Raw genomic sequence first — 24,341 nt, 5'->3', positions numbered from 1 at the left:
GATGGTGTGGTGGCGGGTCACAGCTCTTCGACCCGGCGGATCAGGACCGGCAGCAGCCAGGTGCCGAGCACGCCCAGCCGGGCGCCCGCCTCGGCCTGGCGGTCGGCCAGGTACCGCGCGGCCAGGTCGATCAGGTAGAGCAGGGCGGTCAGCTCCCGGGCGTCGTCGGCCACCCCGAACGGCGCGAGCAGCTCCCCGGCCTGGCGGACGGTCGCCTCGACCGCGGCAGCGGCGTCGCCGGTGGACTGGATCCGCTTCTGCAACTCGTGGTGCACGGCGTCGAAGCCGACCGGCACTCCGGTGGCGAAGCGTTCCCAGTCCCAGACCAGCAGCGCGTCCGCGAGGTTGGCCATGTTCCACGGGGCCCAGTCGCCGTGCCAGGCGCCGTACCGCAGGGTGTGCTGCCCGGCGTGGGTGGCGAGCAGTTCCGCGGCCGAGGTCAGTGCGACCCCCTCGGGCCGGTCGCCGAGCGCGGCCAGCCGCCCGCGCAGCTCGGCCCAGTACGCGCTGCCGACCAGCGTGCCGCTGTGATAGCCGCAGCACCCGGCGATGTCGAGCATCGCGGCGATCAACCGGCGCTGGGTCAGCGGCGCCCGGGGCAGCCAGACCGGCAGCGCCGACTGGATCAGCACCTGCAGGCCGCGCCACTGCCCGGCGTGCAGCACGGTCGGCACGGACAGCTTGGTCAGCCCGACGGTGCCGAGCGCGGTCAGCGCCGAGGTCTCGGCCTTGACCAGCCGCTGGGTCAGCGGGCCGGTGCCCAGCTTGCCGAAGCCGAACGTCTCGCCCTCGGGGCTGATGAGCTGCAGCACCGGCTTGCGGTTGGCCCGGGCTGGTCCGATGTGGATGCTGACCGACAGCGCACGGCCCAGCGCCTGGCGCAGGTGTCCGTCGATGCTCTCCGCGGCCGGGCCGGTGACCTTGATCCGGTCGCGCAGCAGCACCCCGGAGGCGCCGGTGCGCAGGGCCGCCACCACCGCGTCCCGCTTGAGGCGGGCGCTGCGGGACTGCGGTTCGGCGTAACGGCGTACCGCCGCGGCGGCGACCCGGCGGGAGGCGTTCGGCACCAGCAGCCGGGGCCGGCGCGCGTCCGGCACGACCAGGTATTCGGTGATCGGCTCGCCGCGGCCGCCGGTGGTGTCGCACGGTGCCGGGTAGAGCAGCTCCAGCACCTCGGCGAGGTACTGCGTGCGCAGTGCCGAGTCGCCCGCGGTCAGGGCGGCGGGTGCGGTCTTAACGGGACTCATGGGCTGGCCCTCCGGATCTGTTCGCCTCTTGTTCGTTGCGCCAGAGCAGCGCGTACGCCAGGAACATGAAGACCAGGGGGGTGGCCAGCGAGTTGTACCAGAGCATCGCCGAGAAGGAGCTGACGATGGCGGCGCTGCCGGCGATCCCGATCGGGGTCCGGTCGCGCCGGAAACGCCACAGCCCGTAGCCGAAGAAGGCCAGGTAGGCGACGGTGCCGGCGGCGCCGTGGGCGTACATCAGCTGCCAGAACTGGCCGTTGCCGCCGACGGTGAAGTTGCCGCAGCGCTCGCACTCGGAACTCTCGCCGACGGTGATCGAGTTACGGCCGCCGATCGTGTTGCGGGTCGAGCCGAAGCCGATCACCGGGGACTCGGCGAAACCGTCGACCGCGCGCTCGATGAGGAATGAGCGGACCCCGTTGGACTTGCCGTTGTCGATGCGGGCGTTGACCGTGTCACCGAGCGGGGTGGCGACCAGGGCGAGGACCAGGCCGGCCACGGCGACCAGGACCGCCGCGATGACCCACAGCCGGCCCATGAGCACGTACCGGACGGCGACGTAGAGCACGACCACGCCGATGCCGATCCACAGGCCGCGGTTGAGCGAGACGACCGCCGGGACGATCGAGACGCCCAGGCAGAGCGCCGCCAGCAGCTTGACGCCGCCGCGCCGGGTGGCCCCGGCCGCGACGACCAACCAGACCATCAGCAGGCAGAAGTTGTTGCCCCAGGTGTTGGTGTAACCCCACGGCGCGGCCGGGCGGGGCTTCTCGCCGCCGAGCAGGTCCATGATCTGCGCGGCGTACGGGTGCACCATCGACTGCACGAAACCCTTGCTGCGCAGGCCCTGGGGCAGCAGCAGCTCGACCGGCGAGGTGAACTCGAACCGCCCGGCGACCATGCCGAGCAGCCCGCCGAGCACGGTGACGACGAAGAGCCAGCCGAGCAGTTTGACCAGGCGCCGGCGGGAGAGCTCGAGCTCGGTGAGGTTGCCCGCGTACACCAGCAGGACGGTCAGGGACGCGTACAGGGAAAGCCGGTAGACGACCGCGATCAGCCGGCCGCTCGCCGGCTCGGCCACCGTCCCGCTCGGGTCGGCGCCCAGCGCCGCGATGCTCACCACGACGGCGGCCAGGAACAGCAGCCACCAGGCGAAGCCGGGCGGCAGCAGCACGGGCCGGCCGGCGGCCCGCCGGCGCAGCAGCAGCACCAGCATCGGCACCGCCGTCAGCGGGAAGATCAGCACGCCCAGGCCGAGCGCCCACCACAGCGGATAGAACGCCAGCACGCCGGCCAGCGGCCAGGCCGGCAGGGCGGTCGTCCGCTGCACCGGGGCGCTGTGCGCGGGCCCGGCGGCCCGGGTGCTGGTGGTGCCAGGGCCGCCCGGGACGACCAGCGTCACTTGTCGTCCGGCTGCTCGCCGGTCTTCTCGGCCGTCTTGGTCTGGGTGCCCGCCGAGCCCAGGTCGATGATCGCGGTGACCTCGTCCAGCTCGCTCGGGCGCGGGCGGACCGGGCCGCCCGGCGTGGGACCGGCCGGGATCCGCCGCATCTGCTGGGTGCGCTCGGTGTCCAGCACCGCGGTCTCGTCCGGGCGTGGCTCGGACCGTTCCTCGCTCTGCTGCTGCTCCGGCCGCTGCGTGGGCCGCGGTTCGGGCCGGCGCTCGGCCGGCAGGGTGACCACCGGCAGGTTCTGCTCGTCGGCCCGCATGGCGTTCAACCGGGGCAGCACCACGGCACCCAGCAGCGGCGTGCCGACCCGGCTGAGCTGCTCGGCCGCGTCCAGCAGGGCCGGGCGCTTGGCCCGGCGCAGCTCGACCGCGAGGATGGCGGCGTCGGCCAGACTGGCCAGGCTCTGCGCATCGGCGCTGCTGCTGGTCGACGGCGCCTCGATGACCACGTAACCGGTCTGCCGGCGCAGCGCCTCCAGCGTGTCGCGCAGCCGCTGGGACTGCATGAGGCCGGCCGCGGTCGCCGCGCCACCGGTCGTGATGACCCGCAGGGACGGGATGCGCGGGGTCCGCTGCATCGCCTTGTGCAGGCCGATCCGGCCGGCCAGCAGGTCGGACAGGCCCGGCATCGGCGCGACGCCGAGCATCCGGGCCAGCGGGGCCGCGTCCACGACGCTGTCCGGCAGGTGCGCGCCGATCAGCACGACATCACTTCCGGTACGCGCCAGCGCGGCCGCCAGGTTCGCCGCCACCAGCGTGGTCGCCGACCCCCGGCTGGCCCCGGTCACCACGATGATCTGGTCCCCGCTGTTCAGGCTGGCCAGGATCTCGTTGCGCAGCCGGTTGAAGACCCGCCCGCCCGGCCCGTACGGCTGCAGCACGTCGTCGAAGTGCGGGGTGGTCCGCTCGTCCAGCGCCGCCAGCACCGGGATCCGCCCCCGGTCGCGCACGTCGGCCGCGCTGCGCAGGCGCCGGTCGAAGCGTTCCCGGATGAAGGCCAGCGCCAGCCCGGCCAGCAGCCCGGCCATCCCGCCGGTGGCGATGTTGAGCATCGCGTTCGGGCTGATCGGGGTCTCCGGCGCCCGGGCGTCGCTGATGATGCTGCCGGCGCCCACGGTGGCGGTGGTCAGCTCGTTGAGCCGGCCGGTGATGTTGTTGAGCTGGTTCTGTGAGTTGTTCCGCAGGCTCTCCAGGTTGCTGCGCTCGAAGCTGCCGTCCGCGGCCTTGGCCAGCCGGTTGTTGATGCTGCTCAGGTTGGTGGTGAGCTGCTTGGCCTTGAGGTTGAGCGTCTTGATCTGCTGGTCCAGCCCGGCCCGGGCGGTCTCCTCGCGGTTGCGCAGGTACGCCTCGGCGAACGCGTGCGACCCGGCCTGCGCGCCCTGCGGGGTGTCCGCCTGGAAGCGGATCACCAGCACGGTGGTGTTGGCCGGCACCTCGACGGAGACGTCGTGGGCCAGCTCGATCGGCGAGATCGGCGAGCGCAGCAGGGCCGCGGCCTTGACCGCGACCGCGCCCGAGCCGACCAGCTGGGCCTCGGTGTCCAGGTTGATCGGGCCCTTGGTCCGGCCGCCGGAGGCGTTGGTGTCCCCGGAGACGGCCTGCACCAGCACCGAGGTCGATGATTCGTAGACCTTGGGCACGACCTGGGTGACCAGGGCGCCGAGCCCGAGCCCGGCCCCCGCGGCGGCGAGCACGACCCACCAGTGCCGGCGGAAGACGCCCAGGTAATGCGAGAGGTCGGCGGACACCGGGCGCGGATCTTCCATCGGTTCGGCGGCCCTTTCGGGGTGTGGAGTGAGTTGACGGCAATCGGGCGTTTCGCCCCCGTAGGGGGTAAACGGCCCGTGCGCCGATGCGTAACTACTCCGCCGCCACCGGTTACTTCATGTTCGGTTCCACCCAGCCGCTCTCCACCAGGTACGCCAGCACCACGTCGATGGCCTCGACCACGGTCATGTCCGTGGTGTCCAGGGTCAGCTCGGCGTCCGCCGGTACCTCGTACGGGTCGTCGATGCCGGTCATCCCGCGCAGCTGGCCGGCCCGGGCGCGAGCGTACAGGCCCTTGCGGTCGCGGCGCTCGCAGACCTCCAGCGGGGTCGCCACGTGCACCAGCACGAACCCGGCCCCGGCCTCGGTGGCCATCGCGCGCACGGCGGCCCGGGCGTCGGCGTACGGGGCGATCGGGCAGGCGATCGACATGCCGCGGTGCCGGGCCACCTCGGCCGCCACCCAGCCGATCCGCCGCACGTTGCGGTCGCGGTCGGCCCGGCTGAAACCGAGCCCGGCCGAGAGCTCGCGGCGCACCACGTCGCCGTCGAGGAAGGTGATCGTGCGCTCGCCGCTCTCCCGCAGCGAGTCGGCCAGGCCCCGGGCGATCGTCGACTTGCCGGAGCCGGAGAAGCCGGTGAAGAAGACGACCAGGCCGCGGTGCCGGCGCGGTGGACGGACCCGGGACAGCTCCTTGGCCACGGCCGGCGGGGTGTGCCACTCGGGCAGCGGGAAGCCGCGGTCGAGCAGGTCCTCCACCTCGGCCGGGGTCATGGCCAGCCGGCGGTTGCGGGGCGGGATGTCGTCGCGCCAGCGCCACTGACCGTCGCGGTTGTCGTAGGCGAGCTCGCGGGGGACCAGCACCCGCAGGCCGCCGCCCGAGAGCATGTCGCCGGTGGACAGGACGTGGGTGACGCCGTACGCCGTGGCCACCCGGGCCCGCAGCAGCGCGTCGCGCATCTCGTCGTTGCGCGGCATCAGCGGCACCGCGACGATCGTGGCCGGCGGCATCCGGTCGCGGGCCGCGAAGATCGCGCGGACCAGCGCCTCCGGCGGCAACCCGTCCGGGCCGGGGCCGGTGACCGGGATGATGATCAGCAGGTGTGCCGCCAGAGTGCGGGCGGCGTGCGCGATCTGGGCCAGCTGCGGGCGGTGCAGCGGCCGGTCGGCGATGACTCCGAGGACCCGGCCCGGTGGGAGCAGGGCCTTCACTTCCTCCGGGGTACGCCGTAGCCGCTGGAACGGCCCGTGCCCGCCGTCGCCCATCCGGCGCACTGTGCCGCCGATCGCGTACATCTGCTCGGAGGTCGGCCAGGCGTCGCTGACCTCCACGGCGGCGACCGGCGCGCCCTCGGGGTCGGTCAGCACCACGGTGCGGCGCAGCGGATCGTCGAGGTCCAGGGCCGCGCCCATCTCGGCGGGGATCTCGCAGGTGACCCCGACCGGCCACGGGGTCCCGTCGGCGAGCCGGCCGCGGCGGCGCAGGGCGGTCAGGTCGGCCCGCCCGAGGAAGCCGGTCAGCGGCGCGTACGCCCCGGAGAGCAGCAACTCCAGGTCGGCGAGTTCGTGTGCGCGCGGCGTGTACGACGGCGCGTCACGCAGCACGTCCTCGGGCAGCACAGAACCGTCGTTCACCTAAGACTCCCCTTGCAGCGGCTTGAGGGACAGTTTCGCAGCCGCACTCCTTGCGGTCGAGCGGGGTCGGCACTCTGTCTGATCTAGACCGTCGCCACGCGGCGAACCGGCCGTGGTAGTCGACAAAACGGACTTTAGGTCGCATAGTGGGCGATCGTGAGACGTCGACCGCGCCGGACCAGGCTTCTGCACCTCATCGCCATGACGGCGATCTTTGCCCTCTCCGTGGTGGCCACCCTGTCGTGGGCCTGGACCGGCGGCGTCGATCAGCTCGGACTGCCCGGCACCGGACCCGTGGTCACCCGGCCCGGCGAGCCCCTGCCCCCGCTGCCCGGCGCCCGGCCACCGGCGGAACCCGGCGTGCCGGCGATCCCCGGCGCCCCGACGGCCGGACCCAGCGCCTCGGGAGTGCCCGTACCGTCCGGCTCGGCTGCCCCGAGTGCCTCGGCCGGCCGGCCGGGCCCGGGCCGGACCGGGCTGGCCGCACCCCAGCCGGCGATGCGTGACCGCAACGGGCAGCGCTGCCGCACCGGGCGCAAACTCGTCCCGTCCTGCGGCGTGCTCTGGGGCGTGGCCCCCGGCGCGTTCACCGACGCCCGCGGCCGGCGCGCGCTGGCCGAGTTCGAACGCAAGACCGACCGGCACCAGGCCGTCTACCACGCCTACCACAAGGGCAACCGGCAGCTCTTCCCGACGGAGGCGGAGCGGGCGATCGCGCGCGAGCCCGGCCGCGAACGCATCCTCTTCCTGAACTGGAAGCCGGCCGGTGCCTCGTGGGCCGCCATCGCCAAGGGCGACAAGGCCACCGACGCGTTCCTCGACCGGCTGGCCCGGCACATCAACAAGGACTACCCGGAGCAGTTCTTCTTCACGGTGCACCACGAGGCCGAGGACAACGTCAAGGAGAAGAAAGGCTCCGGCTACACCGCCGAGGACTACTCGGACATGTACCGGTACGTGGTCAAGCGGCTGCGCGGGCACGGCGTCGACAACCTCGTGACCGTGCTGGTGCACATGGCGTACGTGCCGCACACCAGCAAGAAGTGGTTCGACGACATGTACCCCGGCAACGACGTGGTCGACTGGATCGGCTTCGACACGTACGCCTACAGCGACCCGGGCTACGGCCACGGTGACTTCGCCGAACTGCTCAACCGGCAGAGCTCGGCCCGCCCGAACTGGCCCGGCTTCTACAACTGGGCCGCGAGCAAGCACCCGGACAAGCCGCTGATGGTGGCCGAGTGGGGCGTCTGGTCCTCGAAGAAGAACCCCGGGCACAAGGCCGAGTTCTACCGCGAGGTGGGCCGGCAGATCCGCAACTTCCCGAAGATCCGGGCCCTGGTGCACTTCGACACCCCGCACAACCAGGACGGTCGCGACTCGTCGGTGGACGCGACCCCGGAGGCCCTGATGGCCTACCGCAAGCTGGGCAAGATGCCCATCTTCCAGGTCGACGTCGCGCCCAGCCTGCCGTGAGTCAGCGTTTGACGGTGACCGCCTTGCTGGTGGCCTTGCCGTCGGTGTAGCCGGTCCGGCGGGCGATCACCGTGACGGTGAGCTTCTTGTTGCGCATCGAGGACGTCAGCTTCAGCGACGACTTGGTGGCGCCGCGGATGAGCTTGCCGCCCAGCCGCCACTCGTAGCGGTACGAGTCGGCCTTCGGCGACCAGGTGCCGGCGGACACCTTGACCGTGCGGCCGACCTTGGCCGTACCGGTGATCGCCGGCTTCCTGGTGGCCGCCGGGGCCTTGCCCTTGGCGACCGCGACCGACGCCGCGGAGGTCGTCGAACCGGCCTGGTGGCCCGACCGGAGCGCGGTGACGGTCACCGTGAGCCGCTTGCCGAGCACCGCGGCGCCGACCGGGTACGACGAACCGCTCGCACCCCGGATCGCCGACCCGTTGGCCCGCCACTGATAGGTGTACGACGTCGCCGCGGGCGTCCAGCTGCCGGCCGAGACCTTGACCGTCGAGCCGACCGCCACGGTGCCGGTGATCGCCGGCGCCCTGGTGGCCCGCAGCGGCGCGAGCGTGACAGTGAAGGCGTTGGCCAGCACCACCGGCTCGGCGTCGGCGCCGAACGAGTCGATGCTCAGCGCGACCGGGCCGGTCGGTGCGGCGGTCAGATCGACCTCGGCGGTCAGCGTCCGGCGGTCCGCCGACACCGACTTGACGGTCGCGGTCAACGCCGGGCTGCCCGACGGGGTGACCAGGACCGTGTCCCGCAGGTGCAGAGACGTGCCGGTGACGGTGATGGTGCGCTTGGCGCCGCCGGCCACCGACGCCGGCGCGGCCGCCGTCGCGGTGAACTTCTCCCCGCCGCAGAGCGGACTGTGGCAGGTCGCCTCGAGCCGGTACGGATGCTCGCTCGCCCGGTTGCCGTTGGTCAGCAGGTACACGGTCGGCTCGACCGGCTGCCGGCCGTGCCAGCAGTGGAACCCGCCCTCGCCGATCGCGCAGCTCTGCATGCCGCTGCTGCCCGTGACGACGTACATGCCGGCGTCCCAGAAGAAGCCGTCGTCGGGGTCGGCCGGGTTGTTGACGTCGATGGTCAGGTCGTCGTAGTAGCTGGCCGGGGCGACCACACAAAGCGCGGGCTTCGTGCTGCTCAGCGTGCCGGTGTACGGGCCGAAGCCGTACGCGGCCGACGGCACCTCGGCACACTCCGCGGGCGGCCGGCCGTTGGCCCACACCTTCCAGACGTCGAGCTGGTACGCCGTGCTGCCGGTGCCCAGGCTCCACACCAGCACCTGGTACTTGCTGGCACCGGTGACCGCACAGGCGCTGACGTAACCGGCGCAACTGGTGGTCCTGCCGTCCGGGTCCAGCACGATCGTGCGCGACACGTTGTCGGCGTCGCGGCTGTCGATGAGCACCCGGTCGGCCGCGTTCGCCGACACCTGGTAGCAGCGCAGGTCCCCGCGGGAGGCCAGCGTGCCGGTCAGTGACGGCGATCCGATCACTGTGGACGTGATCTGGGTGCAACCCGTCGCGGCCGCGGTGACGTCCCTGCGCGAGAACGTGAACGTGCCGGTCGCCGTGCTGCCCTCGACCAGAACCGTGGCGGCGCCCGCCGTCAACTGGCAGACGGTGAAGTCGGCGTCGGAGGCCTGCGTGTAGCAACGCCGCGAGCCGGTCGGGTCGAAGACGGACAGCCGGGCCTTGCCGGTCCCCGCGGTACGCCGGAACGACAACACCTCGCTCGCCGAGTGCTGACCGGCCGGCAGGGTGAAGCAGCCGACGTACTTGTCGCCGCCCAGTGTCAGCGACGGTGTGGCGCCGCTCGCCAGCGTCGGGCAGGCCGGCCCGCCGCTGGTACGGGCGAAGTTCAGCGCGTACGGACCGGTGACGGAGTCGGTGTCCTCGTCGAGGTGCAGCACCACGTGGAACGGCGCGGTGCCCTCCAGCCCGCAGGAGTAGTCCCGGAGCTGGTAGATGTCGCACTCGTAGTTGCCGGTGGCGTCGTACACCGTCATCTCCGGACGGCCCGTGCCGGTGGCGTCCTGCGGCTTGAGCAGGGCCAGACCGGCGCCGGTGGGGGTGGGCAGCAGCAGACAGTCGTACTGACCGGCGGCCTTGAACTCACCCTTGGCCGGGGCGGCGGTGGGCTGGTCGGACGCCGTCACGCAGCCGCTCGCGGCACTGGCCGCCGGCAGCAGCACCGTGGCATAGGTGCTGCCCTCGGTCACCAGCGTGTACGACCCCGGCGCCGGGAAGGTGCAGCTGCCGACCCCGCACACGCGCTTGCCGGCCGGGTCGAAGATCGTGCCGTAGCCGTGGTAGTTCTCGTCGTCGACGACCTCGACGCGGTACTCGCCCGCGGCCGGCACGGTCAGCTTGCGGCACTCGGCCGCGGTGGGCGTACCGGCCGGGGCGGCGCCGTACCGGCCGACCGGGACCGTCGCGCATCCCTGCGGGTCGTTGAGCCGGCGTGCCTCGATCTCGGCCCACCGGTCCTCGGGGTCCTCGTCCCAGGACGGCTCCGAGATGATCCGGTACGGTCCGTTCCCGGGCAGGACGCAGCCCTTCTCGTCGTCCTCGCGAACCGCGTCGCAGATCCGCTCGCCGGTGGTGTCGGTGATCCAGCCGCCGGAGCGCAGGTCGATCCGGTCGCCCGGCTGCGCGTCGAGCGGGTTGCACTCGACCTGCAGGCGCGAGGTCACCCGCACCCGTACGGCCGGGGTGTCCCAGGCGGTGCCGACGGACGGGCTGCAACCCGTCGTCGAGGCGAGCGGGAAGACGGCGACGGTGACGGTGTGCGGGTCGACCCACGAGTCGCTGCTCTCGCCGTACAGCGTGTACGTGCCCGCGGCGGGCAGCGGGCACAGCTCGCGCTGCTCACCCCACTTGCCGCAGAGCACGGCACCGGTGCGGTCAGCCACCCGCCAGTTCAGGTACTGGGCGTTGTCGAAGGTGAGCAAATGCAGCCCGGCGGCCGCGGTGAAGGTCTGGCAGGTGACGTTGTCGCCGCCGATCGTCGTCGAACCGGAGCGGTCGCCCGGGTCACCGAACGTCGCCACCGGCACGTCGTCGCACCCGGCCGGGTCGGACAACCGGGTCACGGCGACCCGGTAAGCCGTCGCCGCGCCGTACTGCTCGGTCACGAAGAAGCTGTACGGCCCGGCGCCGGTCAGCGTGCATTCGCTGGCGCCCTGCAGGTAACAGATGCTCTCGCCGGCCGCGTTCTCCAGCTGGCCGCGCACGTCGGAACCGCCGACGCCACCCACCGAGATCCGGACGAGCGTGCCCTCGGCCTGGTCGACGCGGTAGCACCGGCCGGCCGAGCCGGCCGCCAGCGTGCCTGGCGTGGTGGTGACCGGAAAGGCCAGGGACTCGTTCTTCAGCGTGGCGCACGCCGACGGGTGCGACCGCGAGTCGACGCCGAGCGCGTAGGCGTTGCGGCCAGATCCGGAGTAGAGGCTCACTGTGATGGTGTAAGTGCCCGCGGCTCCGAGGACACAGTCGCTGGGGTACGTCCCCAGGTAGCAGCTGGTCTCGCCGTCGGCGCTGGTGAGTGTGCCGCTCAGGCTCTCGCCCCCCTCGACCTGCGCGCGCAGCACGAGGATCAGCCGCTCGCCGTCCGCCGTGGTGGTCAGCGTGTAGACGTGCTTCTGCTTGTCCTTGATCTCCTCGCAGTCCACTGCCGTGCCGAGGGTGATCACACCACCGCAGGGCTCGGCGGCGGCCCCGTCAGCCTTGCTCGCCTTCGGCTTCGGCTTCGGCGTGGGCTGCGCCGTCGGCTGCGGCGCTTTGCCCGGGCCGGACGGCACCGACGGATCAGGCGTCGCCGCGGGGGTGGTCTCATCGGCCGACGGGCTCGGCGTGACCGGCGGTGACGGCTCGGCGGGAGCCGACGCCGAGGCCGACGGTACGGGCTCCTCGGTCGCAGCTGCGGCGGGCTGCGGGGCGGTGAGCAGCGCGGCGGCGACAGCGATGCCGGCGAGCGCCTGAGTGACCCGATGTCTGCCGTGCCGTGCGCGCTTCGTCAGGCGTGGTGCCATGCGCCGTACCCCCGTGTTGCCTCGCTGTCCGATGAAATCCAGCGGCATCTTTGCATGTGATCCACTCGCCGTGTGTCCCGTACTCAGGGGGGACTCGGGGGTTTACCTGATCCGCTTCGGTGACACGGGTTTCTAGGCTGTCGGCTGTGAGCCTCATCGTTACCCAAGGGTTGACCAAGACGTACGGCACGCAGGTGACCGCCCTGCATGACCTCACCGTCGCTGTCGAGCCCGGGATCATCGGACTGGTCGGCGCCAACGGCGCCGGCAAGTCGACCTTCATCAAGATCATGCTGGGCTTGATCGCGCCGACCGGCGGGCAGGTGCGGGTCTTCGACATCGATCCCACCGTCGACCCCGACCGGGTCCGCGCCAAGGTCGGCTACATGCCGGAGCACGACGCGCTGCCCCCGGACGTGTCCGCCGCCGAGTTCGTCACCCACCTGGGCCGGATCAGCGGACTGCCGCGCACCGCCGCCCGCGAACGGGCCTCTGAGGCGCTGCGCCACGTCGGGCTCTACGAAGAGCGCTACCGGCAGATCGGCGGCTACTCGACCGGTATGAAGCAGCGGGTCAAGCTGGCCCAGGCCCTGGTGCACGACCCCGACCTGCTGCTGCTTGACGAGCCGACCAACGGTCTGGACCCGGCCGGCCGCGACGCCATGCTGGCGCTGATCCAGCGCATCGGCAACGAGTTCGGCATCTCGGTGGTGGTCTGCTCGCACCTGCTCGGCGAGGTCGAGCGGATCTGCGACTCGCTGGTCGCGATCGAGGGCGGCCGGCTGCTGCGCGCCGACCGCATCTCGGCCATGACCGAGGCCAGCGAGGTGCTCGCGGTCGAGGTCAGCGAGGGTACGGACGAACTGGCCGCGGCGCTGGAGGCGCTGGAGCTGCCGGTCACCCGCGACGGCCGGCTGGTGCTGGTGCCGCTGACCCACGAGGCCACCTACGACCACGTCCTGCGCGTGGTGGCCGATCTCGATCTGCCGCTGCACCGCCTGGACCAGCGACGCCACCGGGTGGCCGAGCTCTTCGCCACGAGGGAGACCGCGGATGCCTGAGTCGAGCGTCATCCACGACATCGGATACCAGCGCTACACCGGACCGCGGCTGGGCCGCGGCGCCGTGTTCGCCGCCATCTACGTGCACGGCCTGCGCGCGGCCTACGGCTTCGGCCGGTCGGCCAAGGCCAAGATCTTCCCGTGGCTGGTCTTCGGGATCGTCGCCCTGGTCGCGGTGATCCTCGCGGCGGTACGCGCCCAGCTCGGCACCCTGCCGCTGACCTACATCCAGTTCGCCAACACGATGAGCTGGCTGATCATCTTCTTCGTCGCGATCGTGGCGCCGGAGCTGGTCTCCCGGGACCTGCGCGCCGGGGTACTGCCGCTCTACTTCAGCCGGCCCCTGCGCGCCGCCGACTACATCGGTGCCAAGGCGGCCGCGATGGTGACGGCGGTGTGGATCCTGCTGGCCGGCCCGCAGTTCATCATCTTCCTGGGCGGCGCGTTCACCACCAAGACCGGCATGTCCGGGGTCTGGCACGAGCTCGGTGACCTGCTTCCGGCGTGGGGCTACAGCCTGCTCTGGGCGCTCGTCTTCACCGGGATCGGGCTGCTGATCGCGTCGCTGACCGGCAAACGGGCGTTCGCCGCCGGCGGCATCGTCGCCGTCTTCCTGATGACCACCCCGGTGGTCGGCGTGCTGTCCATCCTGCCGTCGTCCACCGCGCAGGACCTGGCCGGCCTGGCCAGCCCGATGACCCTGGTCACCGGCGTCGGGCAGTGGCTGATCCCCGACGCCAACACGGGCCTGAACATCGGCGAATTCGGCGCGGTGTATGCCATCGAGGCAGTGTGCCTGGTCGCCGTCTGCCTGCTGCTGCTACTGGCCCGCTACCGGAAGGTGGCCTCGCTGTGACCACGGTCCACCTCGAGAACGTGTCCCGCTGGTACGGCAACGTGGTGGCGGTCAACGACATCAGCATGACGCTGGAACCGGGCGTCACCGGCCTGCTCGGCCCGAACGGCGCCGGCAAGACCACCGTGCTGCACATGATGGCGGGCTTCCTGTCGCCCTCGCGCGGCACGGTGACCGTCGACGGCGCGCCGACCTGGCGCAACCCGGAGATCTACCGCCGGCTCGGCCTGGTCGCCGAGCGTGAGGCGGTGCACGGCTTCCTCACCGCCCGCGAGTTCGTCCAGGCCAGCGCCCGGATGCAGAAGCTGCCCGACCCGAAGGCCGCGGCCGAGCGGGCGCTGCACCTGGTCGAGATGACCGACGCCGCCGACCGCCGGATCGAGACGTACTCCAAGGGCATGCGCCAGCGCACCCGGGTCGCCGCGGCCCTGGTGCACGACCCGCAGGTGCTGCTGCTGGACGAGCCGTTCAACGGCATGGACCCGCGGCAGCGGATGCACATGATGGGCCTGCTGCACGAGCTGGGCGACCGGGGCCACACGATCCTGTTCAGCTCGCACATCCTGGAGGAGGTGGAGCAGGTCTCGGGCACGGTCCAGGTGATCGTGGCCGGCCGGCTCGCCGCCTCGGGCGACTACCGCCGGATCCGCCGGCTGATGACCAACCGCCCGCACGTCTTCGCCGTGCAGTCGTCCGACGACCGCCGGCTGGCCGTGGCCCTGATCGGTGAGAAGTCGGTCAGCGGCGTGGAGATCGACAACGCCGGGCTGACCGTACGCGCGTCCGACTACGGCAGCTTCACCCGCGCGCTGCCGCGCATCGCCATCGGTGAGGGCATCCGGCTGCGCAAGCTGCTGCCCTCCGACGAATCCCTGGAGAGTGTCTTCTCCTACCTGCTGGAGGCCTGACGTGTCGACCGTTGCGTGGATCACTGCCCGCGGACTGTTCGGCCGGCGCCGGGTGCTCCTGCTGCTGCCCCTGCCGCTGCTGCTGATCGGCCTGGCCGTGCTGTGCCGCTCGTACGACGTCAACCCGGCCGACTGGGGCGCCCCGGTGCTGGTCGGCCTGGGCCTGGCCGTGGTGCTGCCGGTGATCAGCCTGATCGTGGGCACCGGCGTGCTCGGCTCCGAAGTGGACGACGGCACGATCGTGCACATCCTGACCAAGCCGCTGCCCCGCCGCGACATCATCCTGGCCAAGTTGGGCGTCGCCATCGGGGTCAGCGCGGTGACGTCGGCGGTGCCGCTGTTCGTGGCGGGCGTGCTGGCCGACTCGGCGCGGCTGGGCCTGGGCCTGGCGGCGGCCGCGGTGGTCGGTGCGTGCGCGTACTCGGCGTTGTTCCTGCTGCTGAGCCTGCTGACCCGTCGGCCGGTGCTGCTCGGCCTGGTCTACATCCTGGTCTGGGAGGGCCTGCTGGGCCGGTTCGTCAGCGGCACCCGGGTGCTGTCCATCGAGCAGTACGTGATCACGATCGCCGACAAGATCGCCCCGACCGCCATCCTGGAGTCCAAGGTCTCCCTCACGGTGTCCGTGGTGCTGGCGGCGATCTTCGTCCTGGGCTGCACCCTGGCGGCGGTGGACCGGCTGCGCAGCTTCAGCATGGCCGGCGAGACGAGCTGATCCGGGCGGCGAGGGCCGGGTGGACACCGGCCCTCGCCGGCTTCAGCTGATCCAGCAGTACAGCCGCTGCTCCTCGGTGCGGGCCAGTCGGCCGACCGCGCCGAGGATCTCGGTTGCCAGCTCCGGGTCGATGGGCTCGCCCTCGGCGGCCCGGTCGGCGGCCCACTGCCGGCCGACCCGGTCCAGCTCCGTCGCGCTCGCGCGGCTCAGGGCCTGCTGGAGCTCCACGGACGCGGCCACGATCATGGCGCCGTCGTCCTCGTCGGCGATGACCGACGAGGCGGACGCCGCGAGCGCGTCGTCGAAGCTGCGGCCGGTCAGCAGGCTGTCCCACTCCAGCAGGGCCAGGTCGGCGTCGAAGTTGCCGTAGGTGACCGACTCGTGGCCGGCGTCCGGACCGCCGTCGGCCTGGGCCTCGGCGGCCTCGTCATCGGCGGCGACGAAGAATCTGATGATGCTGCTCATCGGGGTATCCCATCAGAGCCGGACCCGGGCCGCGACGGGCAGGTGGTCACTGCCGGTCGCCGGAAGGGACCAGAGCTCGGTGACGGTCACCGACCGTCCCATGATCTGGTCGATCCGCGCCACCGGGGCCCGGGCCGGCCAGCTGAAGGCGAACGTCGACCGGGCCGTGCGCAGCTCCGCGCTGAGCGGCGCCAGCGCACGGTCGTCCACGGTGTAGTTCAGGTCGCCGAGGAGCAACACCCGGCCGATCGGCTCGGCGGCGATCATCCGGCCGAGCCGGGCGGCGCTCTCGTTCCGCCGCGACGAGCTGAGCCCGCCCACCCCGATCCGCACCGAGGGCAGATGGACGACATAGACGGCGACGTCCCCGCCGGGCAGCTCGGCGACCGCTCGCAGTCCCCGGTTCCAGTCGGTGCCGACCCCGCTGGGCCGGATGTCGACCAGCGCCGCCTCGGTGAGCGGATACCGCGACCACAGCCCGACCGTGCCCTGCACGGTGTGGTGCGCGTACTCCGCCGGCATCGCCGCGAGGTAGGCGGGCAGGGCAGCCGGCGTGACCTCCTCCAGGGCGATCAGGTCGGGCCGCACCTTCACCAGCTCACGGACCGTGCCGGCCGGGTCGGCGTTCTCGTCGCTGACATTGTGCTGCACGGCGGTGAGGTCGTAGGGGGAGTCGCCGTCGGGCAGCAGATGGCCGCCGAAGAGGCCGAGCCAGGCGGCCAGCGGCAGCAGCGCGGCCAGGGCGGCGATCCGGGAACGGCGCCACCACGCCAGAGCGAACAGCACCGGGATGGTCAGGCCCAGCCAGGGCAGGAACGTCTCCACGAGACTGCCGAGATTTCCGGCGGTGTTGGGTACGGCTCGATGAAAGAGCAGGACGCAGGCGACGATCACGGCTGACACGGCGAGGCTGCGCACCTCGCGATGCTGGCAGGGCCCCGCAAGTCGTCAGGCTCTGCCGTAGATGTCGGCGAGCGCGGTGAACGCGGCCTTCGGCTCCCACGGCAGGTCCGGGTAGGTGTCGCCGTGCCGGTCCTCGTACACCTTGACGATGCCGTAGCTGGCCAGGTCGAGGTCGTCGCGAGGGTCGCCGCCGGGGCGGTGCGGGTGGTCGTAGAGGGCGAAGATGAAGACGAAGGTGGCGTCGACGCCGGCCGCGTCGAACACCGCCAGCAGCTCGCGGAGGTAGGTGGCCTGGCCCTCCTCGTCGCGGGTGTGGTCGCCGGTCAGTCGCAACGGGCCGCTGTCGCCGTACTCGACGATCTCCAGGCCCTGCGCCCCGCGGTCGCCGGCGCCGCGGTAGGTGGCCGAGCCGAACTCGGTGATCGCGACGGGCCTGCCCTGCAGGCCGGGGCTGCGCATGCCCTGCGCGACCAGCTCGGCGAAGTTCCCGGCGATGGCGGCCGACCGGTACACGTCCATGGCGACGATGTCGAACGGCGTCCAGTCCACCCGGTCGATGGGCACGGAGGCATAGGTGACCCGGCCGCCGAAACGTTCCCGGACGACGGCCACCGCCTGGCCGAGGAAGTCGTTGACCCGGTCGCCGACCCCGGCGAGCACCGCCCGGATGCGATCCGGCTCGCCCAGCAGCGCGAGCCGCTCCTCGAGGCTGTCGCCGGGCAGGAAATCCGGGGACATGATGCTCAGCTCCGCGCCGGTGACGAACACGACCTCATGGCCGCGCACCCGCAGCCGTTCCGCCCGCTCGGCGCAGTCGGCGAACAGTGCCAGCATCTCGTCGGCGCCCAGCTCCAGCGGGTACGGCGAGAACCAGACCTCCAGCCCGAGCCCGGCCGCGACCGAAGCGGCGAACTCGATCCGCTCCGGGTCGCCGCCGGTCACCCGCACGGCGGTGCAGTGCAGGTCGTCGCGGATGATCGCCAGCTCCCGCTCGACCGGCTCCGGCTCGAAGCGCCGCCGCGCGTTCACGCCATGGCGGACGAACCCGGTGTCGTACGTTATGCCCCTCGCCCGCACGTCGCTCCTCCCGTTAGGTACGCGCCGTACCCTATTTTGACTCTGTGAGGAGGTCAAGCCGATGCTGAAAGGGAACGACGAGTACCGGAGTGGAGGGGATCCGATGACCCCGACCCGCCGCCGAGGGGCGGCGCTGGAGGAGGCGATCCTGCGTGCCGCAGCCGACGAACTCACGGAGAGCAGCTTCACCGGACTGACCATGGACCGGGTCGCCAAGCGGGCGGGCACCAACAAGAACGCGATCTACCGCCGCTGGCCGGACCGTCTGGCCCTGGGTATCGCCGCCTACCGCCACCTGGCCACCGCGATCCAGCCGCCGGACACGGGCACCCTCCGCGGCGACGCCCTGGAACTGCTGCGCCGGGCGAACCGGCACTGGAGCTCGCCCCTCGGCGCGGTCCTGCGTGACTTGCTGGCGGCGGCGGGCAGCGCCCAGAAGCTGGTGGCGCAACTGCCGGAGCAGTCGACCGACGCGATGACCGCGATGTGGCTGACGGTTCTGGGCCGGGCGGTGGCCCGCGGCGAGGCGGCCCCGGAGTCGCTGCACCCTCGGGTGGCGACGGTGGCAATCGTGTTGCTGCGCAACGAGTTCGTGACCCGCGGAGTGCCGTCAGCCCCGGACGAGGTCCTCACCGAGATCGTCGACGAGGTCTACCTACCCCTGGTCCGGCGCCGTAGCCCGGCCGGGCGGGACTGAGCGTTCAGGCTCCGGTGGTCTTCTCGTAGAGGTCTTCCGGGGCTTCCTTGGTCGGGGTGGGCCGCTCGGGCGCCGACGTGGTGCCGTAGCCGGTGATGTCCAGAGTCCAGGTGCCCGCCGGCCCGAGTGGCTCAGTGGTGGCGGGCACGTCGACCACCAGCCGGCTGAGGCGGCCCTGGCCGTCCAGAGTGGCGGTGAACGTCGTCCTGCCCTTGAGGCGAAACTGCAGCGGCTGCAGGACGATGCTGCTGCCGGTGATCGTGGTGACGGCGAGCGTGCCCCGGATCGTCAAACCCTCCACTGTGGCCGTGTCCGTCATGCCGAGAAGTTCCGTCGCTCCGGTCCGATCGGGTCTCGTGATGGCCAGCCCGTGCCGCTCCCCGGCCTCGGGCATCCGGGACAGGTCCCAGTGTTGCCATCGGTCTTCTTCCGGGGTCTTCCGGGTGTACCTGTCCTTTCCGATCACCCGCTCGTAGTACACCTCGGGTTCGGGGTCGGTGAAGGTGGTGTACCAGGCCGCGCTGGCGCTGGAAAAGTCGGTCGTGCCGGTGACCTGCCTGTCGGACGTGGCGACCATGTAGGCGTAGTTGCCGGCCGTCAGGCCGGCGAGGGAGGCGGTGACGGCCGCCTTCGGATCCGCCGGGGCGGGTGCCGCCGGTTGGGAGCAGGCGGCGAGCGACAGGACGCCGGCGAGCAGCAGGGCGGTGGACCGGAGACGGATCATTCGCGAGAGCTTAGGGAAGCCGGCCGAGGAGGATGTCGCGGCCCGGGCCTCGCAGGTCGTCGATGGCTGCCGCTCGCCCGCAGGCCGCCATGCCCAGCGCTTCCGCCGTCCCCGTGACCAGTTCGCCGCTCCCACCACGCCACTCCGTGTCGGTGGCGACGAGCTCCAGCCCGTCGAGCCGCCCCGGTGGCACCAGTGCCGGCGCGACCCCCGGCGAGACCAGATAGTCCAGCAGGATGCGCCAGTCCTCCACCGGTACGTCCGCAGCCAGCCCCAACGGCCGGGCGATGTCCCGCAGGTGCACGCACGTGTCGGCGAACGGGCCGAGCGGCCCCACCCGGGGCGGGTTCACCCGGTCGGCAGCGTGTTCACGCAGCAGGCCGATCAGCTCGCCCCGCGGTTTCCGGGCCAGGCGCCGGGTGAAGTGGTCCACGGTCCGGTCCGTGTCGCCGCGGTAGCGCAGGGACACCACGAAGAACCGGCCGAAGCCCACCAGCATCGGCTGGACGAGGTGGGCGGCCAGGTGACCCACAGTCCAGCCGGCGCACAGGGTCTGCACCTGCCACTGGGTGTCGTCCAGGCTCTCCAGGAAGTCGGCGATCAGCAGACGGTTGCTGGTCGTCCGGGCGTAGATCTCGGCGTCGGTGGTCACGCGGCCCGCCTCCGTACGTCGCGGCTCAGGGCGGCCAGGACCTTCGCCGCCGTGGCGATCTCCTGCTCGGTGCAGTCCGGGGCCAGCGTGGCCAGCTGTCGCAGTTCGTCGTCGCGGATCCGGCCGATCACCGCGGTCCCGCTGCCGGTCAGCACGATCAGCACCGACCGCCGGTGGGCCGGATTCGGCCGCGACTCCACGTAGCCCCGTTTCAGCAGGTCGTTGACGTGGCGCTGAACGCCTTGGCGAGCCAGGTCGAGCCGGTCGCCGATCGCCGGCACAGTCGCCGGGCCGTGCTCGGCGAGGACTTCCAGCACTGCCCGGGTGCCCACGCTCAGGCCTTCCGGTCGCAGGGCCGCCTCGACCACCCGGGCCGAGTTCAGGACCAGTGGCCGTACGTGCCGCAGGACCTCGTAAAGAGCAGCTCCACGCGCCAACATGACAACTATGATGTCATACGCGCGCAGCTCGGGTGGGTCGGGTCGGCGGCGGCGGCGATCACTGCGTCGAGGCGGTCGCGGGTGGCCAGCAGGCCGGTGATCTGCCGGTCGATGCGGTCGCGCTCCGCCGCCAGCCGGGCCTGTGACTCCGGGGTGCTCACGCCCCGGTCCACGCAGGGCAGCAGCTCCAGGATCGTGTGGCTGGACAGGCCCGCGGCGTACAGCTGCTGAATGAGCTGCACCCGGTCCACCGCCGCCGGCGGGTACGTCCGTTGCCCCCTCGGCGTCCGTTGGGAGGCCAGCAGCCCTTGCTCCTCGTAGTAGCGCAGCGCCCGTACGCTCACGCCCGCCGTGCCGGCCAGCTCGCCGATCCGCATGATCTCTCCCGCCGGTGTTCGTGAGGCCCGTCACCACACTTGCCTCTGACGTCAACGTCAGGTTTTAGCGTAGCCGTCATGAAGATTTCTGGTTCTGTCGCGCTGGTCACCGGCGCCAACCGCGGTATCGGCCGGCAGTTCGTCCTCGAGCTGCTCGCCCGCGGCGCCGCCAAGGTTTATGCCACCGCGCGTAATCCCGAGCTCGTCGACATCCCCGGCGTCGAGGTGCTGGCCCTGGACATCACCGATCCGGCTTCGGTGGCCGCCGCGGCCGCGCGGGCCGGGGACGTCAACCTGCTGATCAACAATGCCGGCATCACGACCCACACCAACCTCGTCACCGGCGACCTGGACAAGATCCGGCTGGAGCTGGACACGCACTTCTGGGGCACGCTCAACGTCATCCGAGCCTTCGCGCCGGTGCTCGGCGGCGGCGCCGTCCTCAACGTGCTGTCCCGGCTGTCCTGGGTCTCCTACAACGGCGCGAACGCGTACAGCGCGGCCAAGGCGGCCGAGTGGAGTCTCACCAACGGCGTCCGGCTCGAGCTGGCCGAGCAGGGCACCCTGGTCACCGGGCTGTTGCTGGGTGCCGCCGACACCGACATGATGGCCGGTTTCGACATCGACAAGGCCGACCCCGCCGACATCGCCCGGGCCGCGCTGGACGGCATCGAGGCCGGCGCGCTGGAGGTCATCGCCGACGAGGCGACCGCCGAGGTCAAGGCCGCCCTGGCCGGCGACCCACGGGTGCTGTACCCCGCGGCGGTCTGAACACGAAGCGGCCGGGCCCGCACTGCGCGGGCCCGGCCGTCGAAACCTCCGCGAGCGGTCAGCCCGTGTTGCGCATGCCGGCCGCGATGCCGTTGACCGTGGTCAGCAGCGCCCGCTCCAGCGCCGTCGAGTCCGACGCCGGGCGCCGGGCGCCCGGCGCGGTCGACGCCTGGCGCTCGTCGGCGTTCAGCTCGCGGTACTGGCGCAGCAGCGCGACCTGCAGGTGGTGCAGCGGCTCCAGGTACGTGTCCCGGACGCCCAGCGTGCGCGACAGCTCGGGCTGGCTGGACAGCAGCTCGTCGCGGCCGGTGATGGCCAGGATCTGCTCGACCGTCTTGGCGTACTCCTGCTCGATGGTGCCGAAGATCGGCTTGAGCTCGGCCGGGACCAGCGTCTCGACGTACCGCCGGGCGATGGTCAGGTCGGTCTTGGCCAGCATCATCTCCACGTTGGAGACGAACGTGCGGAAGAACTGCCAGTTGGCGTACATCTCCTGGAGCACATCGGCCTGACCGGCCTCGCGGACCGCGAGCAGGCCGGTGCCCACGCCGAACCAGCCCGGCACGATCTGGCGGGTCTGGGTCCAGCCGAAGACCCACGGGATGGCCCGCAGGCCGCCGAGCCCGGCGTCGGCGTTCGGCCGCTTCGCCGGCCGGGAGCCGATGTTGAGCGCGCCGAGCAGCTCGGTCGGGGTCGCCGCCCAGAAGTACGCGGGCAGGTCCGGATTCTCGACCAGCGCCCGGTACGCCTGGAAGGCCGCGCCCGACGCCGTGTCCATCGCCCCGTCCCAGCGGGTCAGCGAGGACAGGTCGACCGACGGCGACGTGTGCAGCAGCGTCGCCTGGAGCACGGCGGCCACGGTCAGCTCCAGGTTTTCCCGGGCCAGGGCCGGCAGCGTGTACTTGTCGGAGATGACCTCGCCCTGCTCGGTCACCTTGATCGCGCCGTCCAGCGTGCCGTACGGCTGGGCCAGGATCGCCTCGTGCGTGGGGCCACCGCCGCGGCCGACCGTGCCGCCGCGGCCGTGGAACAGCCGCAGCCGTACGCCGTGCCGGGCGGCGACGTCGCGCAGTGCCCGCTGCGCCTTGTGGATCGACCACTGGCTCGTGGTGATCCCGGCCTCCTTGTTGCTGTCGGAGTAGCCGAGCATGACCTCCTGCAGGTCACCGCGGGCCCGCACGATCTCCCGGTACGCCGGCAGGGACAGCATCTCGTCCAGCAGCTCGCCACCGGCGTCCAGCTCGGCCGGGGTCTCCAGCAGCGGCACGATGCCGATCCGGGCCCGCCCGGTGTGGATGTCGATCAGGCCGGCCTCGCGGGCCAGCACCGCCGCGGCCAGCACGTCGTCCACGCCCAGGGTCATCGAGATGATGTACGACTCGATGACGTCCGCGCCGAACCGGTCCTGCGCCTCGCGGATCGTGTTGAACACGTCGAACGTCTTGCGGGCCGAGTCGGTCAGCGGGGTGTCGTTGCTGGACAGCGGCCGCCGCCCGGTGAGCTCGGTGGCCAGCAGCTTGGTGCGCTCGGGCCGGTCCAGCGACAGGTACTCGTCGACCTCGCCGACCTGCGTGTACATCTGCGCCAGCACCTCGTGGTGCTTCTCGGCGTGCTCGCGGACATCGAGCGTGGCCAGCTGCAGGCCGAAGGCGGACACCGTACGGATCGCCGACGCGACCGTGCCGACCGCGGTGAGCTGCCCGGAGTTGCGGGCCAGCGAGGCCCGCATCAGCTCCAGGTCGCCGACCAGCTCGCCGGTGCCCAGGTAGTCGCGGCCGGGCACGTGGGCGGTGCCGCGCCGCAGCCGTTCACGGGTGTTGGCCAGCTTGGCCTTGATGCAGCGGACCTTCAGCCGATACGGCTCCTCGGCGTTGGTGCGGCGGAACCGCGGCGCCACCTCGGGCAGCGCGTCGAGGTCCTTGGCCAGGCTGGCCGACAGGTCCAGGGACACGCCGCGCAGCCGCCGGGACACCGACAGCTCGTCGATCAGCGCGTCCATCGCCGCCTCGGTGGCCTGGATGCCGTGCTCGTGCTGGATGATCAGCACGTCGCGGGTGACGGCCGGGGTGACGAACGGGTTGCCGTCGCGGTCGCCGCCGATCCACGTGCCGAAGGTCAGCGGGCGCGACGTCGGCGAGGTCTCCACCCCGAGCTGGCGCAGCGTCTCGGCGAGGTCGTCGAGCACCTGCGGGGCCGCGTCGGCGTAGAGGTCCTTGAGGTAGTAGACCGCGTTGCGGGCCTCGTCGGTCGGGTCGGGCCGGTCCAGGCGCAGCTCGTCGGTCTGCCAGAGCAGGTCGATCAGCTCGGCGAAGCGGCGGGTGGAGGCGGTGGTGTCGGTCGCGCCGTACAGGATCGCGGCACTGGCCTCGCCGTCCAGCGAGTCGGCGAGCTGGCGCAGCTTCGACAGGATCGAGCGGCGGGCGGCCTCGGTCGGGTGCGCGGTGAAGACCGGCCGGACGGCCAGCCGGCGGGCGGCCGCGGCGATCTCGTCGGCGGGCACGCCCTGCTCGGCGATGCGCTTGGCCGCCTGGTCCAGCCAGCCGCCGTCGCGGGCGCGGCGGCGCTGCAGGTCGCGGGCGCGGTGCACCTGTTCGGTGATGTTGGCCAGGTGGAAGTAGGTGGAGAACGCCCGGGCCAGCTTGGTGCCGGTCGTGACGTCCAGGGCGGAGAGGCGCTCGGCGGCGGCCGGGGCGTCCGCCCGGACCAGGGCGCGGACCTCCTCGACCAGGTCGAGCAGCGGCTTGCCCTCCTGCCGGGCGAGCGTCTGGCCGAGCAGCGTGCCGATCCGCCGGATGTCGGCACGCAATGCCGCATCATGACTGCCTTCAGACAAGTCAAGGGTGGCGGCGGGGCGGTCGGACGGGCCATCGGGGTCGAGTCGGCCGAGCTGGTCTGTCATCGGAGCGCTCCTCGGGTGCGGAACTTGCAGGGGTTTTCCGCCGCGGACGGGATCGGCATCGCGGACGGAAGGACAGCGCTGTCCCGACTTGGCTGATCGTATCGGTGCCCCGCCCGGCCGGCGTGATTTGAGGTAAGTCTCATAGGCGCTTACGGCCGCTTCACGCCTTTCCGGATTACCTGTGCACCACAGAGCTCCGG

The 24,341-nt window shown here is 72.0% G+C and carries 20 protein-coding genes; 7 read left to right on the top strand and 13 right to left on the bottom strand.

Going from position 1 to position 24,341, the window contains the following annotated elements; all coding sequences use genetic code 11:
• Nucleotides 1–17: 17 nt before the first annotated feature.
• The 4 genes from AB0C12_RS39950 to cysC all read right to left on the bottom strand — a co-directional run bounded on the left by AB0C12_RS39950 (nt 18) and on the right by cysC (nt 6,099).
• Nucleotides 18–1,247, bottom strand: coding sequence for a hypothetical protein (locus tag AB0C12_RS39950; RefSeq protein WP_360555972.1), 1,230 nt, complete (start codon nt 1,245–1,247; stop codon nt 18–20).
• Complete coding sequence (locus AB0C12_RS39945; protein WP_360555971.1) at nt 1,234–2,649, bottom strand: hypothetical protein; 1,416 nt, start codon at nt 2,647–2,649, stop codon at nt 1,234–1,236. Before AB0C12_RS39945 ends, AB0C12_RS39950 begins: the two co-directional genes overlap by 14 nt.
• Nucleotides 2,646–4,445 carry a Wzz/FepE/Etk N-terminal domain-containing protein gene (locus tag AB0C12_RS39940; RefSeq protein WP_360555970.1) on the bottom strand — a complete coding sequence of 600 codons (1,800 nt, stop codon included), beginning with the start codon at nt 4,443–4,445 and terminating at the stop codon, nt 2,646–2,648. The genes AB0C12_RS39945 and AB0C12_RS39940 overlap by 4 nt, the downstream gene beginning before the upstream one ends.
• A 130-nt stretch (nt 4,446–4,575) precedes the next feature.
• On the bottom strand, nt 4,576–6,099 hold the full coding sequence (gene cysC / locus AB0C12_RS39935) for an adenylyl-sulfate kinase (RefSeq protein WP_360555968.1): 1,524 nt from the start codon (nt 6,097–6,099) through the stop codon (nt 4,576–4,578).
• A gap of 156 nt (nt 6,100–6,255) precedes the next feature.
• Between cysC and AB0C12_RS39930 the strand changes: the two genes are divergently transcribed.
• Nucleotides 6,256–7,575 carry a glycosyl hydrolase gene (locus tag AB0C12_RS39930; RefSeq protein WP_360555967.1) on the top strand — a complete coding sequence of 440 codons (1,320 nt, stop codon included), beginning with the start codon at nt 6,256–6,258 and terminating at the stop codon, nt 7,573–7,575.
• A gap of 1 nt (nt 7,576) precedes the next feature.
• On the opposite strand, the gene AB0C12_RS39925 is transcribed toward AB0C12_RS39930, so the two are convergent.
• On the bottom strand, nt 7,577–11,599 hold the full coding sequence (locus AB0C12_RS39925; RefSeq protein WP_360555965.1) for a hypothetical protein: 4,023 nt from the start codon (nt 11,597–11,599) through the stop codon (nt 7,577–7,579).
• Between the two features lie 146 nt (nt 11,600–11,745).
• Between AB0C12_RS39925 and AB0C12_RS39920 the strand changes: the two genes are divergently transcribed.
• From AB0C12_RS39920 to AB0C12_RS39905, 4 genes are read left to right on the top strand one after another with little or no spacing between them, the layout of a single operon-like run.
• A complete protein-coding gene (locus tag AB0C12_RS39920; protein ID WP_360555963.1) occupies nt 11,746–12,660 on the top strand; it encodes an ABC transporter ATP-binding protein in 915 nt (304 codons plus the stop codon).
• Nucleotides 12,653–13,516, top strand: a complete 864-nt coding sequence (locus AB0C12_RS39915; RefSeq protein ID WP_360555961.1) for an ABC transporter permease — start codon at nt 12,653–12,655, stop codon at nt 13,514–13,516. Before AB0C12_RS39920 ends, AB0C12_RS39915 begins: the two co-directional genes overlap by 8 nt.
• On the top strand, nt 13,513–14,424 hold the full coding sequence (locus tag AB0C12_RS39910; protein WP_360555959.1) for an ABC transporter ATP-binding protein: 912 nt from the start codon (nt 13,513–13,515) through the stop codon (nt 14,422–14,424). The genes AB0C12_RS39915 and AB0C12_RS39910 overlap by 4 nt, the downstream gene beginning before the upstream one ends.
• 1 nt (nt 14,425) lies before the next feature.
• On the top strand, nt 14,426–15,136 hold the full coding sequence (locus AB0C12_RS39905; protein ID WP_360555958.1) for an ABC transporter permease: 711 nt from the start codon (nt 14,426–14,428) through the stop codon (nt 15,134–15,136).
• A 42-nt stretch (nt 15,137–15,178) separates the two neighbouring features.
• Here AB0C12_RS39905 and AB0C12_RS39900 read toward each other — a convergent pair whose 3' ends face one another.
• Genes AB0C12_RS39900 through AB0C12_RS39890 form a run of 3 tightly spaced genes read right to left on the bottom strand, consistent with a single transcriptional unit; the run spans nt 15,179 to nt 17,533 of the window.
• Nucleotides 15,179–15,601, bottom strand: a complete 423-nt coding sequence (locus tag AB0C12_RS39900; RefSeq protein ID WP_360555957.1) for a hypothetical protein — start codon at nt 15,599–15,601, stop codon at nt 15,179–15,181.
• 12 nt (nt 15,602–15,613) lie between these two features.
• Nucleotides 15,614–16,519: an endonuclease/exonuclease/phosphatase family protein gene (locus AB0C12_RS39895; RefSeq protein WP_360555955.1), complete on the bottom strand. Its 906-nt coding sequence runs from the start codon at nt 16,517–16,519 to the stop codon at nt 15,614–15,616.
• 30 nt (nt 16,520–16,549) lie between these two features.
• A complete protein-coding gene (locus AB0C12_RS39890) occupies nt 16,550–17,533 on the bottom strand; it encodes a hypothetical protein (protein ID WP_360555954.1) in 984 nt (327 codons plus the stop codon).
• Nucleotides 17,534–17,684: 151 nt separating this feature from the next.
• On the opposite strand from AB0C12_RS39890, the gene AB0C12_RS39885 reads away from it, so the two are divergent.
• Nucleotides 17,685–18,278: a TetR/AcrR family transcriptional regulator gene (locus AB0C12_RS39885; protein WP_360555953.1), complete on the top strand. Its 594-nt coding sequence runs from the start codon at nt 17,685–17,687 to the stop codon at nt 18,276–18,278.
• A 4-nt stretch (nt 18,279–18,282) separates the two neighbouring features.
• Here AB0C12_RS39885 and AB0C12_RS39880 read toward each other — a convergent pair whose 3' ends face one another.
• From AB0C12_RS39880 to AB0C12_RS39865, 4 genes are read right to left on the bottom strand one after another with little or no spacing between them, the layout of a single operon-like run.
• A complete protein-coding gene (locus AB0C12_RS39880) occupies nt 18,283–19,002 on the bottom strand; it encodes a hypothetical protein (RefSeq protein ID WP_360555951.1) in 720 nt (239 codons plus the stop codon).
• Between the two features lie 10 nt (nt 19,003–19,012).
• Nucleotides 19,013–19,654 carry a maleylpyruvate isomerase family mycothiol-dependent enzyme gene (locus AB0C12_RS39875; RefSeq protein ID WP_360555949.1) on the bottom strand — a complete coding sequence of 214 codons (642 nt, stop codon included), beginning with the start codon at nt 19,652–19,654 and terminating at the stop codon, nt 19,013–19,015.
• A complete protein-coding gene (locus AB0C12_RS39870) occupies nt 19,651–20,094 on the bottom strand; it encodes a MarR family transcriptional regulator (RefSeq protein WP_360555948.1) in 444 nt (147 codons plus the stop codon). Before AB0C12_RS39870 ends, AB0C12_RS39875 begins: the two co-directional genes overlap by 4 nt.
• Nucleotides 20,095–20,099: 5 nt before the next feature.
• Nucleotides 20,100–20,471 (bottom strand): MerR family transcriptional regulator, encoded by a 372-nt coding sequence (locus tag AB0C12_RS39865; protein ID WP_360555946.1) that lies wholly within the window; start codon nt 20,469–20,471, stop codon nt 20,100–20,102.
• A gap of 78 nt (nt 20,472–20,549) precedes the next feature.
• On the opposite strand from AB0C12_RS39865, the gene AB0C12_RS39860 reads away from it, so the two are divergent.
• A complete protein-coding gene (locus AB0C12_RS39860) occupies nt 20,550–21,242 on the top strand; it encodes an SDR family oxidoreductase (protein WP_360555945.1) in 693 nt (230 codons plus the stop codon).
• Nucleotides 21,243–21,300: 58 nt separating this feature from the next.
• Here AB0C12_RS39860 and ppc read toward each other — a convergent pair whose 3' ends face one another.
• Nucleotides 21,301–24,141, bottom strand: a complete 2,841-nt coding sequence (gene ppc / locus AB0C12_RS39855; protein WP_360555943.1) for a phosphoenolpyruvate carboxylase — start codon at nt 24,139–24,141, stop codon at nt 21,301–21,303.
• Nucleotides 24,142–24,341 lie beyond the last annotated feature (200 nt).

It is taken from the genome of Actinoplanes sp. NPDC048967 (assembly GCF_040649415.1).
Classification (GTDB): domain Bacteria; phylum Actinomycetota; class Actinomycetes; order Mycobacteriales; family Micromonosporaceae; genus Actinoplanes.
The sequence above is the reverse complement of the archived record's forward strand: the minus strand, read 5'-3'. Positions and strand labels throughout refer to the sequence as shown.

Bases quoted from the DNA above. Each gene is read 5' to 3' on its own strand.
- AB0C12_RS39950 (WP_360555972.1), bottom strand. From the start codon at position 1,247: ATGAGTCCCGTTAAGACCGCACCCGCCGCCCTGACCGCGGGCGACTCG.
- AB0C12_RS39925 (WP_360555965.1), bottom strand. From the start codon at position 11,599: ATGGCACCACGCCTGACGAAGCGCGCACGGCACGGCAGACATCGGGTC.
- AB0C12_RS39915 (WP_360555961.1), top strand. From the start codon at position 12,653: ATGCCTGAGTCGAGCGTCATCCACGACATCGGATACCAGCGCTACACC.
- AB0C12_RS39900 (WP_360555957.1), bottom strand. From the start codon at position 15,601: ATGAGCAGCATCATCAGATTCTTCGTCGCCGCCGATGACGAGGCCGCC.
- AB0C12_RS39885 (WP_360555953.1), top strand. From the start codon at position 17,685: ATGACCCCGACCCGCCGCCGAGGGGCGGCGCTGGAGGAGGCGATCCTG.
- AB0C12_RS39880 (WP_360555951.1), bottom strand. From the start codon at position 19,002: ATGATCCGTCTCCGGTCCACCGCCCTGCTGCTCGCCGGCGTCCTGTCG.
- AB0C12_RS39870 (WP_360555948.1), bottom strand. From the start codon at position 20,094: ATGTTGGCGCGTGGAGCTGCTCTTTACGAGGTCCTGCGGCACGTACGG.
- AB0C12_RS39865 (WP_360555946.1), bottom strand. From the start codon at position 20,471: ATGCGGATCGGCGAGCTGGCCGGCACGGCGGGCGTGAGCGTACGGGCG.
- AB0C12_RS39860 (WP_360555945.1), top strand. From the start codon at position 20,550: ATGAAGATTTCTGGTTCTGTCGCGCTGGTCACCGGCGCCAACCGCGGT.
- ppc (WP_360555943.1), bottom strand. From the start codon at position 24,141: ATGACAGACCAGCTCGGCCGACTCGACCCCGATGGCCCGTCCGACCGC.